Source organism: Microbacterium sp. Root53 (assembly GCF_001426925.1).
GTDB lineage: Bacteria > Actinomycetota > Actinomycetes > Actinomycetales > Microbacteriaceae > Microbacterium.
In genome coordinates, this window is sequence record NZ_LMFR01000005.1 from 15,923 (window position 1) to 30,883 (window position 14,961).

A 14,961-nucleotide genomic window follows, 5' to 3' on the forward strand; every position below is an offset into this window, starting at 1 on the left:
TCACGCTATCCGCGCACCCGCACGGGTCGCTTCTCGATTGCTGACCGGTCTGGTGATGGTCTTCACCACCAGCGACGGCAGTCCCTCCAGCCCGCTCCGCGCGGCCCGGCGGTAGACGCTCGGGGGCATGCCGACCAGCTCGGTGAACCGGCTGCTGAACGTGCCGAGCGACGCGCAGCCGACCGCGAAGCAGACCTCGGTGACCGACAGGTCGCCGCGGCGCAGCAGGGTCATCGCCCGCTCGATGCGCCGCGTCATCAGGTACTGGTACGGCGACTCGCCGTACGCCGCCTTGAACTGGCGGCTGAGGTGCCCGGCCGACAGGTGCACGCCGCGCGCGAGCGCCTCGACGTCGAGCGGCCTGGCGTACTCGCGGTCCATCCGGTCGCGCACGCGGCGCAGCAGCGCGAGCTCGCGCAGCCGCGCGTCCTGCGCGGTCGAGTCGACGGAGGGGCCGGTCACAGGGGATATCGTGCCACGCCCTCCCGACGATCTCAGCCCTCGACGCCGGTGTCGCTCACCCACTTCGGCGCGGGCGGCTCCCACTCCTCCAGACCGCGGATGAGGTCGCGCGGGGTCGAGGCGACGAGGAGCGACTCACGGAACGCGGATGCGACGAATCCCTCCTCGACCATCCGGTCGACCATGGTCAGCATCGGGCGCCAGAACCCCCGCACGTCGTACACCGCGACCGGCTTGCGGTGGATCCCGAGCTGCAGCCACGTCCACACCTCGAAGAACTCCTCGAGCGTGCCGATGCCGCCGGGCAGGGCCACGAACGCGTCGCCGAGCTCCGCCATCCGGAGCTTGCGCGCGTGCATGTCGGGCACGACCTCGAACGTGGTGAGGTCCGGGTGCGCGATCTCCTTGTCGACCAGCGCCTGCGGCATGACGCCGTGCACCGGCGCCCCCGCCTCGCGCGCCGCGGTCGACACCGCTCCCATGAGACCGACGTTCCCGCCGCCGTAGACCACGCCGATCCCCCGGGCGGCGAACGCCTGCCCGATGTCCACCGCAGCGCGGAGGTAGGCGGGGTCGTGACCGGGCGAGGAACCCGTGAAGACGGTGACGCGGCGGATGTGCGCCGGCCCGTCGCTCGGAGGCGTTGCGTGCATGCCTCCACCCTACGGACGTGGCTAGGTTGAAGAGGTGAGCTCGACAGAGGACGCCTATCTGCGCTACCCCCACCTCCACGGCGAGCTCGTGACGTTCACGGCGGCGGACGACGTCTGGGTCGCTCCGGTCGCCGGCGGGCGCGCATGGCGCGTGACGAGCGACATCGCTCCGGTGCGCCAGCCCCGCTTCTCTCCGGACGGCAGCGTGATCGCCTACGTGTCGCACAGGGACGGCCATCCCGAGGTCATGGTGGCGGAGGTCTCCGGCGGCGGGGTGCGCCGGCTCACGTACTGGGGCGCGCAGAGCACGATCCTGCTCGGCTGGACGCAAGACGGCCGCATCCTCGTCGCGTCGAGCGGCGGCGAGTCGAACACGCGCCACACGGTCGTGAAGGCCGTCGCCCTGGACGGCTCGTGGGAGCGCCTGGACCTCGGGATGGCCTCGGGCGTCGCCCTGCGCGCGGACGGGCGCGTCGCCCTGGCGACGCCCGGCAGCCGCCCGCCCGCTCATTGGAAGCGCTACCGCGGCGGCACCGCTCCTCGTCTGTGGCTGCGCGAGGCCGACGGCGACTGGAGCCGGCTGCTGCCGGACGAGACCGCCGGGATCACCGACCCGCTCTGGGTCGGCGACGCGCTGGTGTTCGCGTCCGACCGGGCTGCCGCGTTCCCCGACCGTGCCGACGAGCAGGCGAACCTGTGGATCTGGGACGTCCCGGGCGAGGGCGAGCCGCGCCGGCTCACACATCAGGGCCCCGACGAGGGCTATGTCCGCGACCCGAGCACCGACGGGTCGCGGATCGTGTGGCACAGCCGGGGTCGGCTGCGGATCCTCGATGCGCTGGACGCCCGGCCCCGCACGATCGAGGTCACTCTGCCCGGCACGGCGCCGGAGTCCCTGGTCCTGGGCGGGAACCGCCGCCTCGACGCCTTCGCGCCCGACCACGACGCCTCGGGCAGCCTGGTCGCGTGGCGCGGCAAGGCCTTCTGGGTCGCACACCGCGAGGGCCCGGCCCGCGCGCTGCTCGCCGACTCCGGCATCCGCGCGCGTGAGCCGATCGTGCTGGGCCGCACCGGCCTCGGCGCGGTCGTGAGCGACGCGACCGGCGAGGACGGCATCGACGTGCTCGCGCTCGACGGATCGGAGCCGCCGCGGCGCATCCTGTCCGGGGAGCTCGGCCGGGTGCTGCACCTCGCGGCCTCGCCCGCGGGCGACAGGATCGCGACCATCTCGCACGACGGCGCGATCCGCGTGATCGACCCCGTGGCGGGCACGGCCCGGCAGATCGGCCGCTCCGGACGCGGCGAGGCGCTCACGCCCCGCTTCTCCCCCGACGGCCGGTACCTGGCGTGGTCGCAGCCGGTCGACGCGGGCGGCGACCTGCACGCGATCTGGATCGCCGAGGCCGATGGATCGGCGCCGGCGGTGCGCCTGACCACCGGTCAGTACAACGACCGCTCCCCCGACTTCACGCACGACGGCAGGCACCTCGTGTTCCTGTCCGACCGCACGTTCGATCCGCACTACAACAAGCACGCGTTCGACCTCGCGTTCATCGGCGCGACCCGGCCCTGGCTGATCCCCCTGTCCGCGACCGAGCCGGCCCCGTTCGGCCCGAGCGTCGACGGCTGGCCGCTCTCCGCGCCGAGGAAGGCGGAGGACGGCGCCGTGGCGTGTCCCGACCTGGACGCCGAGGCCGCCGAGGAGCGGATCGTGCCGTTCCCGGTGCCGTCCGCGGAGTACCGCGACCTCACGTGCGCCGATGGCGGCGTGCTGTGGGTCGCCGTGCACCCCGAGCAGGGTGTGCTCGGCTCGCGGCGCGCGGGCGTACGGGACGAGGCCACGCCCGACAGCCTCGAGCGCTGGTCCTTCGCCGATCGCAAGGTCGAGACCCTGGTCGACGCCGTCGACGCATACGCGGTCTCGGGCGACGGAGAGCGCGTCGTGGTGCGCCACCGCGACGCGGTCACGGTCGTCCCCGCCACCCGGCCCGCCAAGGATGACGCGGTGCGCGTGGACCTGTCCCGCCTGCGCTTCAGCGTCGACCCGCGCGCCGAATGGCGCCAGATGTTCGACGAGAACGCGCGCATCATGCGCGATCACTTCTGGCGCGCCGACATGGACGGCGTCGACTGGGCCGCCGTGACCGACCGCTGGCGCCCCGTCCTCGAGCGCGCCCTCACGCACGACGACGTCGTGGACATCCTGTGGGAGACGGTGGGCGAGCTGAACACCTCGCACGCGTACGTGACTCCCCCGTCGCCGCTCGGGAACCAGGGCCGGCGTCTGGGCTTCCTGGGCGCTGATCTCTCCCCCGCGGCGGACGGCTGGCGCATCGACCGGATCCTGCCGGGCGAGTCCAGCGACCCGCACGCCCGCTCCCCGCTGCGGCAGGCGGGCGTCGGGGCGCGTGCGGGCGACGTGATCGTCGCGGTGGACGGCGCCCCGGTGGACCCGGTGGCGGGCCCGTCGGCGCTGCTGATCGGGGCGGCCGAGCGCCCGGTCGAGCTCACGCTCCGCCGTGATGGCGAGGACCGCCGGGTGGTGGTGGTCCCGCTGGCGGACGAGGAGGTGCTGCGGTACCAGGACTGGGTGCGCTCCCGCCGTGCATACGTCGCCGAGCGCAGCGGCGGACGCCTGGGCTACGTCCACGTCCCCGACATGCAGAGCTACGGATGGGCGCAGCTGCACCGCGATCTGCGCATCGCGACGGACGCCGAGGGCGTCATCGCGGACGTGCGCTACAACCGCGGCGGCCACACGAGCCAGCTCGTCGTGGAGCGGCTCGCGTCCCGCGTGATCGCGTGGACGGCCGCGCGGCAGTTCGACGACATGATGCCGGATCCGGATCGCCCCCCGCGCGGTCCGGTCGTGCTGGTCGCCAACGAGTTCTCCGGTTCCGACGGCGACATCGTCAACGCGCGCGCCCAGGCGCTCGGCGTGGGACCTGTCGTCGGCGTGCGCACGTGGGGCGGCGTGGTGGGCATCGACAGCCGCTTCGCCCTCGTCGACGGCACGAAGATCACCCAGCCCCGGTACGCCTACTGGTTGCAGGGCAAGGGCTGGGGCGTCGAGAACCACGGCGTCGACCCCGACATCGAGGTCGTGCACAGCCCGGCGCAGATCCTCCGCGCGGACGATCCGCAGCTCGACCGCGCGATCGACGAGGCGCTCGCCCGGCTGGCCGCGACCCCCGCCGCCGCACCGCCCGAGCTCCCGGCGCCCAGGGTGCGCCCGAGCCGGTGATCGGGGTCCTGACCGGCTTCGCGGTCGTCGGCCTCGCCATCGTCACCGGTTACATCGTCGCGCGCATCGACCTGCTGGGAGAGCACGCGCGGTACGTCCTGAGCCGGCTGACGTTCTTCGTCCTCAACCCGTTCCTGCTGTTCGCGGTGCTGTCGGACGCCGACCTCACGCTGCTCTTCTCCGCGCTGCTGCCGGTGTCCATGCTCGCCGCGTTCGCGATCTTCCTCGTGTACGCGCTCGTCGCGCGCCTGGTCTGGAGGCGCTCGACGGGCGAGATCGTGCTCGGCGCGCTCGGCGCGGGCTACGTCAACGCGAACAACATCGGCATCCCGATCTCCACCTACCTGCTCGGCAACGGCGCCTACTCCGCGCCGATCATCCTGGTGCAGATGCTGGTCATCACGCCGATCGTGCTCGCGATCCTCGACGCGGTGTCGTCGGGCGGCGTCGCGGGGCCCCGCGAGCTCGGGCGCGTGATGCGCCGCACGCTGCGCAACCCCATGATCATCGGCGCGGCACTCGGGGTTCTCGTGGCGGTCACGGGTGTCGACCTCCCGCCGCTCGTCATGGAGCCCGTGGGCCTGCTCGCCGGCGCCGCGGTCCCGGTCCTGCTGCTCAGCTTCGGGATGTCCCTGCACGGCCAGCGCGTGCTGACCACCCGAGCGTCGCGCCCCGACGTGCTGCTCGCCACCGCCATGAAGCTGCTGGTGATGCCCGTGGTCGCGTGGGCGTTCGGGCTGCTGTTCCAGCTCGACGGCCACGCCATGCTGGTCGTGGTGGTGCTGGCCGCCCTGCCCAGCGCGCAGAACGTGTTCAACTACGCGCAGCGCTACGGCGTGGGCGAGGTGCTCGCGCGCGACGTCGTCTTCCTCACCACGTTCTGCTGCGTCCCCGTCGTCTTCGCCGCCGCGATGATCTTCGGCACCTGACCTCGGCGGGTCACACGCGCAGGGCGCGCAGGAGGCGCTCCGCCTTCCAGCGGGACTCGGCGTACTCGTCGTCGGCGTCCGACTGCACAGTGATCCCGCCGCCGGTTCCGAGCACGTACTCGCCGCCGCCGTCGGTCAGGAGCGTCCGGATGATCACGCCGAGGTCCGCGCGCCCGTCGGCGGCGATCCAGCCCATGGCGCCGGCGTACGCACCCCGCGGGGTGGGCTCGACCTCGTCGATGATCTGCATCGTGCGCAGCTTGGGCGCGCCCGTCATGGACCCGGCCGGGAACAGCGCCCGCAGCGCCTCGACCGTCCCGACGTCACCGCGGAGCGTGCCGCGCACGGTCGAGACCAGCTGGTGCACCGACGCGTACGACTCGACCGCCATCAGGGAGGGCACCTCGACCGTGCCGACCTCGCACACCTGCGACAGGTCGTGCCGCAGCAGGTCGACGATCATGAGGTTCTCCGATCGGAACTTCGGATCCGTGGCGAGGCGCCGGGCTGCCGCCGCGTCGTCGGCGGGCGTCGCGGCGCGCGGCGTGGTCCCCTTGATGGGCTTCGCCTCGATCGTGCGCGCTCCCCCGTCCACATCGATCCGCGCGTAGCGCTCGGGCGAGGATCCCAGGACGAACGCCCGCGCGCCCGGGACGTCGTGCTGCAGATACGCCGCGTAGGGCGCGGGATTCAGGGCGCGCAGGCGCTCGAACGCCTCGGCGGGAGCGAGCACGCTCCGCACGCTCGCCCGGTGGGTGAGGTTCACCTCGTAGGAGTTGCCGGCGTGGAGGTGCTCCTGCACGGCGTCGAACGCGTCCCGGTACCAGCCGGGGGTCGGCTCGGGCGGGAGCGAGCCGAGCACGTCCGCGGCGGGAGCGGCCGGCAGGTCGAGACGCTCGATGTGCGAGGGCCGCATCCACACCGCATCCGGAAGCCGCGTGTCGGAGCGCGCGGGCAGGTCGGGGCGCGACGCGTAGCCGAAGTAGCCGTACCAGCGGTCATCCGCCGCGCCCCCGGCCAGCTCCGCTGCGAGCACCGCGAACACATCGTCGCCGACGACCTCGGCGCGCCCGTCGACGTGGCGGGTGACCTCGCGGCGGGCCGCGGAGTACGTCAGGGAGACGTCGGACGGCTCCAGCCACGCCAGCTGCGGCCCGCCGTCGCCCGCCTGCAGCCAGACGCACCGGGCGGCCGTCGTCGCGGCCGGGAACGCGCCCATCACGCGGCGCCGAGGAAGTTGCGCACGATGTCCTCGCCGTGCTCGGTCAGGATCGACTCCGGATGGAACTGCACGCCCGCGATCGGCAGCGTCCGGTGCGCGACGCCCATCACGAGGCCCGTGCGCTCGTCCGTCGCGGTCACCCGCACGTCGTCCGGCAGCGCGAGCGCCGCGAGCGAGTGGTAGCGGATGGCGCGGAAGCCGTCGGGAAGGCCCGCGAACAGGCCGAATCCGTCGTGACGCACGGTCGCGTCGACGCCGTGACCGGGGTCGACCCGCTCCACCACTCCCCCGAAGGCCGTGACGATGCCCTGCATGCCGAGGCACACCCCGAGCACCGGCCGCTCCCCCGCGCGCAGGATCTCCCGCCCGACCGCGAAGTCGTGCGGATCCGCCGGATGTCCCGGCCCCGGCGAGAGCACCACGAAGTCGTGGCTCAGCACGTCCGCCGCGGTGCACTCATCGTGCTCGACGACGCGCGGCAGCCCACCGGTGACCCGTGCGATCAGATGCACGAGGTTCCCGGTGTAGCTGTCGTGGTGGTCCACGACCACGACGTCATGCGAGGGCATGGATCTATTGTGCGGGCCGCGGACCTCGCCGCGGCCGCGACCGCCGCCCGTTACTCGCCCGCGAAGGCGCTCACGTCGCCGACGAGGCGCGTGTTGTCGGCGGGCACGGGGTCCACGGCCGCGCGGGCCACCTCGGCCGCGAACTCCGACACGTTGTACAGCTTGCCGGCCGACTCGCGGCGCTGGGCGATCGCGCCGGGGTTGGCGCGCTCGAGCAGGGTCGCCGTGATGGTGCCCTCGATCATGTCGCCCGAGACCACGGTGAAGCCGATGCCCTTCTCCTCGAGCGACGGGATGAGCTCGCGCAGCGCGTCCTCGCCGGCCCGCTTGGAGAGCGCGACCGGCTCGTACTCCGGCATGGTCGGCGTGGTGCGGATGAAGTGCGCCTGGTGGCTCGTGACGAAGACCACGCGCGAACCCTCGCGCAGCAGCGGCAGCGCCGCCTGCAGCGCGCCCACCTGCGCGTCGCGGTTGAGCTTCAGGGCGTAGTCCTCCTCCATACCGGACTCCATGCCGCCCGAGGCGTTCAGCACGAGGATGTCGAGGCCGCCGAACTCCTCCTGGACCGCCTCGAACATCGCCTGCACGGTGGACGTGTCCGTGAGGTCGGCGCCGACCACGAGCGCCTTCACGCCCAGCTCGCGCACCTCGTTCGCCAGCTTCTCGGCGCGAGGGGCCTTGTTGCGGTAGTTGATGACGACGTCCGCACCGGCCTGGGCGAAGTAGCGCACGGTGTCGGCGCCGATGCCGCGGGACGAGCCGGTCACGAGCGCGACCTTGCCGGTCAGGGTGCCGGGGGCGATGGGCTGCGACGGGGCGTCGGTCACGGGGACTCCTGGGGTTCGAGCGGGATCCGGATGGGCGCGGCGATGCGCGCCCGGGTCTGTTCGACAGTACCAACGCGGTCGCGCGCGCCTGTGTGCCGAGCCTCCAATGTCGTGGGCGCGCCGTTGTCCATGCCCGCGTCGCACGGCGCTGGTATGGTGCGGAAAAGGAGGGCCGCATGGAGTTCATCGAGCAGTGGGCCTGGGTCGGCTGGGTGGCGCTGATCGCCCTGTTCCTGGCGATCGAGATCATGTCGGGCGAGCTGACGTTCCTCATGCTGGGCCTCGGATCCACGGCCGGCATGATCGCGGCGTTCGCCGATGCTCCGCTGTGGCTGCAGGTGATCATCGCGGCCGTAGCCGCGGTCGCCTTCCTCCTCCTGCTGCGGCCCCCGCTCCTGCGCCGCCTGCGCAAGGGCTCCGACCCGCAGAAGTTCAACGTCGACGCGCTGGTCGGTCGCCGCGGCGTGGTGACCGAGACCGTCACGGCGCTCTCCGGCCGCGTGAAGCTGGTCAACGGCGACTCCTGGTCGGCTCGCGTGCGCGAGGGCGCCGACCTGCCGCCGCAGACCCCGATCGTCGTCGAGTCGATCCAGGGCGCCACCGCCGTCGTGGCACCCGCGCCCACCCCCGCACAGGAGGCCTGAATCATGGAGCTCATCGGAACGGTCCTGCTGTGGATCCTCGCCGCCGCGGTGGTGGTCGTCGTCATCACGATCCTGGTGCAGGCGATCCGCATCGTCCCGCAGAGCGAGGCGTTCATCATCGAACGGCTCGGGCGCTACCACCGGACGCTGTTCGGCGGCCCTCACCTCCTCTTCCCGATCATCGACCGGCCGCGGGCCCGGGTCGACCTGCGCGAGCAGGTCGTGTCGTTCCCGCCGCAGCAGGTCATCACCGAGGACAACCTGTCGGTCGCGGTCGACGTGGTCGTGTACTTCCGCGTCACCGATCCTCGCGCGGCGACGTACGAGATCGCCAACTACCTCGGCGCGGTCGAGCAGCTGTCGATCACGACGCTGCGCAACGTCGTCGGCGGGCTGAACCTCGAGGAGGCGCTGGTCAGCCGCGACGTCATCAACGCCAAGCTCAGCGCGACGCTCGACGAGGCGACCGGGCAGTGGGGCATCAAGGTCGGCCGCGTGGAGCTCAAGGCGATCGATCCGCCCGCGACGCTCCAGGACGCGATGGAGAAGCAGATGCGCGCCGAGCGCGACCGCCGCGCCGCGATCCTGACCGCCGAGGGGCACAAGCAGTCGCAGATCCTCGTCGCCGAGGGCGCACGGCAGGCCGAGATCCTCAAGGCCGAGGGCGACAAGCAGGCCCAGGTCCTGCGCGCCGAGGGCGAGTCGCAGGCGATCCAGACCGTGTTCCACGCCATCCACGCCGGAGCGCCGGACGACAAGCTGCTCGCCTACCAGTACCTGCAGGCGCTGCCGAAGATCGCCGAGGGCGAGGCGAGCAAGCTCTGGCTCATCCCCAGCGAGCTCACCGAGGCGCTCAAGGGCATCGCGGGCGGCTTCGCGCGCCCCGCCGACAGGGCGTGACGCACCCGTACCTGGTGGGCACGGCCCACCCGCGCGTCCTCGCCCATCGGGGCCTGGTCCACCGCGGACCTCTGCACGACGACGAGTTCGTGGTCGAGAACTCCTTCGCGGCGATCGCCGCCGCGCACGCCGCAGGGGCCGACTACGTCGAGTCCGACTGCCACCTCACGGCCGACGGCCATGTCGTGCTCTTCCACGACGACACGCTCGAACGCGTGACCGGCGACCCGCGGCCGCTCGCGGACGTGACGCTGCGCGAGCTCGAGCTGCTGATGGCCGACCGCGGCGGGCTCGCGACCCTCGCGCAGACGCTCGAGGCGTTCCCGACGACGCGCTTCAACCTCGACGTGAAGGCGCCGGCGGCGGCCGTGCCGCTCGGACGGATGATCGCCGAGCACGCCGATCGGGTGCTCGTCACGAGCTTCTCGGATGCGCGCCGCCGTGCGGCCCTCGCCGCGGCGGCGCCCGCACTGCCCGCCACCTCCCCCGGCACGGGCACGGTCGCCCTCCTCGTGACGGCGGTCGCCCTGCGCCTCAAGCCGCTCGCGACCCGGCTGCTGCGCGGCCTCGACGCCTTGCAGATCCCCGAGCGCCGGGGCGCGGTCCGCGTCCTGACGCCGCGCCTCATCGCGTGGGCGCACGAGAACGGCGTGGAGGTCCACGTCTGGACCGTGAACGACCCCGAGCGCATGCGCGAGCTGGTCGCGATGGGCGTGGACGGGATCGTCACGGACGTCGCCGACGTCGCCCTCGAGACGCTCGCGCGCTGACCGCGCCATCCCGCTGGGATTCCGCTGGGAAAGGCGGATGGCGGCGTCCGCTTCGGATGATGTGCACAGGCGGGGACGTTATACCTGTCACCGACGAGAGGACCACACAATGGCAGATCGCAGCCTTCGCGGAATCCGACTCGGCGCCCAGAGCCTCCAGAGCGAAGAGGGCGTCGTTTTCATGGAGCGGACCCAGTACACGTACCACTGTGCTGCCTGCGACCGCGACACCACCCTGACGTTCGCGGCCGACGCCGAGGCCCCCGAGACGTGGGAGTGCCGCGGCTGCGGCGGCGAGGCGCTTCTGAAGGTCGACGGCAGCACGGTCGAGGTCGACCACAGCGGCGACAAGGCGCCCCGCACGCACTGGGACATGCTCCTGGAGCGCCGCACCATCCCGGAGCTCGAGGAGATCCTGGCGGAGCGTCTGGAGTTCATCCGCGCGCGCCGCGGCGCGGGCGAGGACCCCACGCGCGCCAAGTCGGCCTGACCGACTCCCCCACGACGACGCCGGCCCGCGTGGCCGGCGTCTTTCGTGTGCCCGCCGTCGCGGGACGTCATGCGTCATCGGCGTGCTCGCCGCTCCAATAGGCTGAGCGCATGGCGAACAGCGTGGATCGAGCCGTCGGCATCGACATCGGCGGCACCGGCATGAAGGCCGGCATCGTGGACCTCGGCAAGGGCGAGCTTGTCAGCGACCGGGTCCGCATCCCCACTCCCAAGGGCGCGAAGCCGAAGGACGTCCTGGCGACCGTCACGGAGCTCATCGAGCTGCTCGGCCCCGACGCCGAGGAGCTCCCGGTCGGCATCTGCTTCCCGACGATCGTGAAGCACGGCCGCACCATGTCGGCGTCGAACGTGTCGAAGAAGTGGATCGACTTCGAGGCCGAGAAGTTCTTCGAGGAGGGCCTCGGCCGCAGCATCCATTTCGTGAACGACGCGGACGCGGCGGGCCTGGCCGAGCTGCGCTTCGGCGGGGCCAAGGACCAGCCGGGCCTCACGATCCTGACGACGCTCGGCACCGGCATCGGCTCCGCGTTCCTGTTCGAGGGTGCCCTCGTGCCGAACACCGAGCTCGGGCACCTGCAGTGGAACGGCGAGAAGATCGAGGCCTACGCGGCGCCGACCGCGCGCGAGCGCGAGGACCTGTCCTGGGAGGACTGGGCCGGTCGCCTGCAGGAGTTCTACGACCACGTCGAGTTCCTGTTCTCCCCCGACCTGATCCTCGTCGGCGGCGGCGTGTCCAAGAACCCCGAGAAGTTCATGCCGCTGCTGAAGACGCGCGCGCCCATGCGCACGGCGACGCACCTGAACAACGCCGGCATCATCGGCGCCGCCTCCCTGGCCCTCTGACCTGAGACAGAAGCGCCCGGATCCTTCACGGATCCGGGCGCTTCTGCATGGGACGAATGGGCCGGCCTGTACGCCGGGTTCTGTTCAGGGGCTCGCGCCCCCTTGACGGCCATCTCTCTCGGCGACACGTTGCCGTGACGCTCCAGCGACCTACCCGAGGACTCGGCGGGCCGCGTCAACATCCTCTGTCTGGTCTTGCTCCGGGCGAGGTTTACCGAGCGGATCGCGTCACCGCGACCCCTGGTGGTCTCTTACACCGCCGTTTCACCCTTACCAGGACGAGGTCCTGGCGGTCTGCTTTCTGTGGCACTGTCTCGCGGATCACTCCGGGTGGGTGTTACCCACCGCCCTGCCCTGTGGAGCCCGGACGTTCCTCGGCGCGCGGCGGCGGACCGCCCGCGACGCGGCCGTCCGGCCGACCCATTCGCACGTTCCAGTGTAGGCGTCGCGCCTGTGAGCGCCGCGTCAGGCCCTGGGGGCGTGCGCCTGAAGGAACGCATACACCTCGGTGGTGTCGACCCCGGGGAACGAGCCCGTCGGGAGCGTGGCGAGGAGAGTGCGGGGCGTGGCCGCGTTGGGCCAGGCCCTGTCGCGCCAGGCTGCCTCGAGCTCCGCCGGCGGGCGTCGGCAGCACGTCTCCACCGCGTGCCTCGACACGCCGCGATGGGGCGTGTCGCGCCCCACGAACCACTTCGTGTCGTCGAAGCGCACGCCCACGCTGACCGAGTGGGCCCCCTGACTCGAGTGCTCGACGCGCGCGGTGCACCAGTAGGTGCCGTTTCCCGTGTCGGTGTACTGGTAGTAGGGGTTGAACCGGTCGTCGATGTCGAACACGACCCGGCTCGTCCACCGGCGGCAGCACAGCTGACCCTCGATCGACCCCAGCCGATCGGTCGGGAAGTTCACGTCGTCGTTCTCGTAGGCCTTCGTGATCGTCCCCGACTCGTGCACCTTGAGGAAGTGCACGGCGATGTCCAGGTGGCGCGTCGCGAGGTTGGTGAACCGGTGCGCGGCGCTCTCGTACGAGACGGCGTACGCGTCTCGCAGATCCTCGATCGAGATCGCTCGCCGCGCCTTCGCCTCGCGCAGGAACGGAACCGCGTGATCCTCCGGGATCAGCAGAGCCCCTGCGAGGTAGTTCTGCTCCACCCGCTGACGCAGGAACTCCGTGTAGTCGGCGGGCTCCGCATGCCCCAGCACACGGCTGGCGAGCGCCTGCAGGACGGCGGTGCGCGGATCGCCGCTCACCCGCTCCGGCAGGTAGATCCTCCGGTGGCGCAGGTCCGCGACGCTTCGCGTGGTCTGCGGGAGGTCCGGTGCGTAGTGCAGCGTGAATCCCAGATGGGCCGCGATGTCGCTCGCGGCACGCTGAGTCAGCGGCCCACCGGGGTGCCCGACCGCCGCGAGCAGGTCGCGCGCGTGCTGCTCGAGCTCGGCGAAGTAGTTGTGCTGGCGTCGCATGAGCCTGCGCAGCTCGAGGTTCGCCCGCCGCGCCTGCTCCGGTGTCGCGGCGCGCTCGTCGTGGAGCCGGTCGACCTCGGCCGCGAGCGACAGGATCGCCCGGAGCGCGTGATCCGGCACGGACTTGGAGATCCGGAACGGCTCCAGCCCCAGCGACTGCAGCCGGGGAGAGCGCAGCGCGCGCTCGACCGCCAGCTCCAAGCCCGCGCGCTCGTCCAGCGCTTCGGTCTCGAGCAGGGCGTCCAGCCCGGTGCCCAGCGCCTTCGCGATCGCCCGCAGCATCGACAGGCGCGGCTCCCGGCGCCCGTTCTCGAGCATCGACAGCTGGCTCGGCGCACGCCCGACCGCCGCCGCGAGGGCATCCAGGGTCATGCCGCGCTCGGCGCGGAGCTGCCGGATGCGGCGCCCCACCGCGAGAGCATCGGGACCGTCTTCGTCGAGAAGTTCCGCCGTGGTCATGCCGGGATCATGCCACAGAACGTCCGCAGAACAGAAGATCTGGCGATCTTCTCCCGGCGAACTTGGTCTACGCGCGCTTCTCTTCACAGATCGTGGACCTCAAGAAGTCCCCCGAGACGAGGAGCACGACGATGAGCACTCTCGATCAGCACCCCATGCCCGCCCGCCCCGGCGATCAGACGCAGACCGCGGACGACCTGCGCCTGGAGTGGAGCGCCGACCCGCGCTGGAGCGGGATCGCGCGCGACTACACGGCCGAGGACGTCATCCGGCTGCGCGGAACGGTCCGCGAGGACGCGACGCTCGCCCGGCGGGGCGCGCAGACCCTCTGGCAGCGCCTGGCCGACGCCGAGCCGGTGCGCGCCCTCGGCGCGATGACCGGGAACCAGGCGGTCCAGCAGGTCCGCGCCGGTCTGAAGGCCATCTATCTCTCCGGCTGGCAGGTCGCGGCCGACGCCAACCTGTCGGGCCAGACCTACCCCGACCAGTCGCTGTACCCGGCCAACTCCGTTCCGGCTGTGGTGCGCCGCATCAACAATGCGCTGCTGCGCCAGGATCAGCTCGAGCACGCCGAGGGCGGCACGACGCGCGACTGGATGGCACCGATCGTCGCGGACGCGGAGGCCGGGTTCGGCGGTCCGCTCAACGCCTATGAGCTGGCGCACGCGATGATCCAGGCCGGCGCCGCCGGCATCCACTGGGAGGACCAGCTCGCGAGCGAGAAGAAGTGCGGCCACCTCGGCGGCAAGGTGCTCGTGCCGACGCAGCAGCACATCCGCACCCTCAACGCCGCGCGCCTCGCTGCCGACGTCGCGGGCGTCCCGACCATCCAGATCGCCCGCACCGACGCCCTGGCGGCCGATCTGCTGACCAGCGACGTCGACGAGCGCGACCGCCCGTTCCTGACCGGCGGGCGCACGAGCGAGGGGTTCTACCGCGTGCGGAACGGCATCGAGCCGGTCATCTCCCGCGGCCTGGCGTACGCGCCGTACGCCGACCTGCTGTGGGTGGAGACCGGCACGCCCGACGTGGAGCTCGCCCGAGAGTTCGCCGCAGCGATCCACGCGGAGCACCCGGGCAAGATGCTCGCCTACAACTGCTCGCCCAGCTTCAACTGGCGGCGGGCGCTCTCGGACGCCGAGATCGCCTCGTTCCAGGACGAGCTCGCCGCGCTGGGCTACCGGTTCCAGTTCATCACCCTCGCGGGGTTCCACGCTCTGAACCACTCGATGTTCCAGCTCGCGCGCGGCTACGCCGAGAACGCCATGACGGCGTACGTCGACCTGCAGGAGGCGGAGTTCGCCGCCGAGAAGGACGGGTACACCGCGACGAAGCATCAGCGCGAGGTGGGCACCGGCTACTTCGACCACGTCTCCACGGCGCTCAACCCCGACAGCGCCACCCTCGCCCTCGTGGGCTCCACCGAGTCCGAGCAGTTCCATTGAGCGCCCACCCCGCGCGCCACCGC

General features: G+C 72.1%; 14 protein-coding genes and 1 other RNA gene. 8 read left to right on the forward strand and 7 right to left on the reverse strand.

The annotated features are described in order from the left end of the window. On the reverse strand, window positions 1–381 hold the full coding sequence (locus tag ASD19_RS03100; RefSeq protein WP_156377089.1) for a helix-turn-helix transcriptional regulator: 381 nt from the start codon (window positions 379–381) through the stop codon (window positions 1–3). Between the two features lie 113 nt (window positions 382–494). After that, window positions 495–1,115, reverse strand: a complete 621-nt coding sequence (locus ASD19_RS03105) for a TIGR00730 family Rossman fold protein (RefSeq protein WP_055988701.1) — start codon at window positions 1,113–1,115, stop codon at window positions 495–497. 34 nt (window positions 1,116–1,149) lie between these two features. On the opposite strand from ASD19_RS03105, the gene ASD19_RS03110 reads away from it, so the two are divergent. Both ASD19_RS03110 and ASD19_RS03115 read left to right on the forward strand, forming a co-directional pair. Beyond that, window positions 1,150–4,359, forward strand: coding sequence for a S41 family peptidase (locus ASD19_RS03110; RefSeq protein WP_055988702.1), 3,210 nt, complete (start codon window positions 1,150–1,152; stop codon window positions 4,357–4,359). Further along, entirely contained in the window at window positions 4,356–5,288 is a 933-nt protein-coding gene (locus tag ASD19_RS03115; protein WP_055988703.1) for an AEC family transporter, read from the forward strand. The genes ASD19_RS03110 and ASD19_RS03115 overlap by 4 nt, the downstream gene beginning before the upstream one ends. A gap of 10 nt (window positions 5,289–5,298) precedes the next feature. Here ASD19_RS03115 and ASD19_RS03120 read toward each other — a convergent pair whose 3' ends face one another. Genes ASD19_RS03120 through ASD19_RS03130 form a run of 3 tightly spaced genes read right to left on the reverse strand, consistent with a single transcriptional unit; the run spans window position 5,299 to window position 7,906 of the window. Then, window positions 5,299–6,507, reverse strand: coding sequence for an anthranilate synthase component I family protein (locus ASD19_RS03120; protein WP_055988704.1), 1,209 nt, complete (start codon window positions 6,505–6,507; stop codon window positions 5,299–5,301). Then, on the reverse strand, window positions 6,507–7,079 hold the full coding sequence (locus tag ASD19_RS03125; RefSeq protein ID WP_055988705.1) for an anthranilate synthase component II: 573 nt from the start codon (window positions 7,077–7,079) through the stop codon (window positions 6,507–6,509). Before ASD19_RS03125 ends, ASD19_RS03120 begins: the two co-directional genes overlap by 1 nt. A 50-nt stretch (window positions 7,080–7,129) precedes the next feature. Further along, the gene (locus tag ASD19_RS03130; protein ID WP_055988706.1) at window positions 7,130–7,906 is read right to left on the reverse strand and encodes an SDR family oxidoreductase; all 777 of its coding nucleotides are present in this window, start codon (window positions 7,904–7,906) and stop codon (window positions 7,130–7,132) included. Between the two features lie 176 nt (window positions 7,907–8,082). Between ASD19_RS03130 and ASD19_RS03135 the strand changes: the two genes are divergently transcribed. The 5 genes from ASD19_RS03135 to ppgK all read left to right on the forward strand — a co-directional run bounded on the left by ASD19_RS03135 (window position 8,083) and on the right by ppgK (window position 11,573). Further along, window positions 8,083–8,550 (forward strand): NfeD family protein, encoded by a 468-nt coding sequence (locus tag ASD19_RS03135; RefSeq protein WP_055988707.1) that lies wholly within the window; start codon window positions 8,083–8,085, stop codon window positions 8,548–8,550. Between the two features lie 3 nt (window positions 8,551–8,553). Continuing rightward, a complete protein-coding gene (locus tag ASD19_RS03140) occupies window positions 8,554–9,450 on the forward strand; it encodes an SPFH domain-containing protein (protein WP_055988708.1) in 897 nt (298 codons plus the stop codon). Beyond that, complete coding sequence (locus ASD19_RS03145) at window positions 9,447–10,220, forward strand: glycerophosphodiester phosphodiesterase family protein (RefSeq protein ID WP_055988709.1); 774 nt, start codon at window positions 9,447–9,449, stop codon at window positions 10,218–10,220. Before ASD19_RS03140 ends, ASD19_RS03145 begins: the two co-directional genes overlap by 4 nt. Before the next feature lie 109 nt (window positions 10,221–10,329). Continuing rightward, on the forward strand, window positions 10,330–10,710 hold the full coding sequence (locus ASD19_RS03150) for an RNA polymerase-binding protein RbpA (RefSeq protein WP_055988710.1): 381 nt from the start codon (window positions 10,330–10,332) through the stop codon (window positions 10,708–10,710). Window positions 10,711–10,820: 110 nt separating this feature from the next. Beyond that, window positions 10,821–11,573: a polyphosphate--glucose phosphotransferase gene (ppgK, locus tag ASD19_RS03155; RefSeq protein ID WP_055988711.1), complete on the forward strand. Its 753-nt coding sequence runs from the start codon at window positions 10,821–10,823 to the stop codon at window positions 11,571–11,573. 53 nt (window positions 11,574–11,626) lie between these two features. Here the strand turns inward: ppgK and rnpB are convergent. Both rnpB and ASD19_RS03160 read right to left on the reverse strand, forming a co-directional pair. Beyond that, window positions 11,627–11,996: RNase P RNA component class A (rnpB, locus tag ASD19_RS03345), an RNA gene on the reverse strand. 42 nt (window positions 11,997–12,038) lie between these two features. Next, entirely contained in the window at window positions 12,039–13,493 is a 1,455-nt protein-coding gene (locus ASD19_RS03160) for an XRE family transcriptional regulator (protein WP_055988712.1), read from the reverse strand. Window positions 13,494–13,624: 131 nt separating this feature from the next. Between ASD19_RS03160 and aceA the strand changes: the two genes are divergently transcribed. Next, a complete protein-coding gene (gene aceA, locus ASD19_RS03165) occupies window positions 13,625–14,938 on the forward strand; it encodes an isocitrate lyase (protein ID WP_055988713.1) in 1,314 nt (437 codons plus the stop codon). Window positions 14,939–14,961: the final 23 nt, after the last annotated feature.

Excerpts from the sequence above, each read along its gene's own strand:
- ASD19_RS03100 (WP_156377089.1), bottom strand. The coding sequence starts at position 381 with ATGGACCGCGAGTACGCCAGGCCGCTCGACGTCGAGGCGCTCGCGCGC.
- ASD19_RS03105 (WP_055988701.1), bottom strand. The coding sequence starts at position 1,115 with ATGCACGCAACGCCTCCGAGCGACGGGCCGGCGCACATCCGCCGCGTC.
- ASD19_RS03120 (WP_055988704.1), bottom strand. The coding sequence starts at position 6,507 with ATGGGCGCGTTCCCGGCCGCGACGACGGCCGCCCGGTGCGTCTGGCTG.
- ASD19_RS03125 (WP_055988705.1), bottom strand. The coding sequence starts at position 7,079 with ATGCCCTCGCATGACGTCGTGGTCGTGGACCACCACGACAGCTACACC.
- ASD19_RS03135 (WP_055988707.1), top strand. The coding sequence starts at position 8,083 with ATGGAGTTCATCGAGCAGTGGGCCTGGGTCGGCTGGGTGGCGCTGATC.
- ASD19_RS03140 (WP_055988708.1), top strand. The coding sequence starts at position 8,554 with ATGGAGCTCATCGGAACGGTCCTGCTGTGGATCCTCGCCGCCGCGGTG.
- ASD19_RS03150 (WP_055988710.1), top strand. The coding sequence starts at position 10,330 with ATGGCAGATCGCAGCCTTCGCGGAATCCGACTCGGCGCCCAGAGCCTC.
- ppgK (WP_055988711.1), top strand. The coding sequence starts at position 10,821 with ATGGCGAACAGCGTGGATCGAGCCGTCGGCATCGACATCGGCGGCACC.
- ASD19_RS03160 (WP_055988712.1), bottom strand. The coding sequence starts at position 13,493 with ATGACCACGGCGGAACTTCTCGACGAAGACGGTCCCGATGCTCTCGCG.
- aceA (WP_055988713.1), top strand. The coding sequence starts at position 13,625 with ATGAGCACTCTCGATCAGCACCCCATGCCCGCCCGCCCCGGCGATCAG.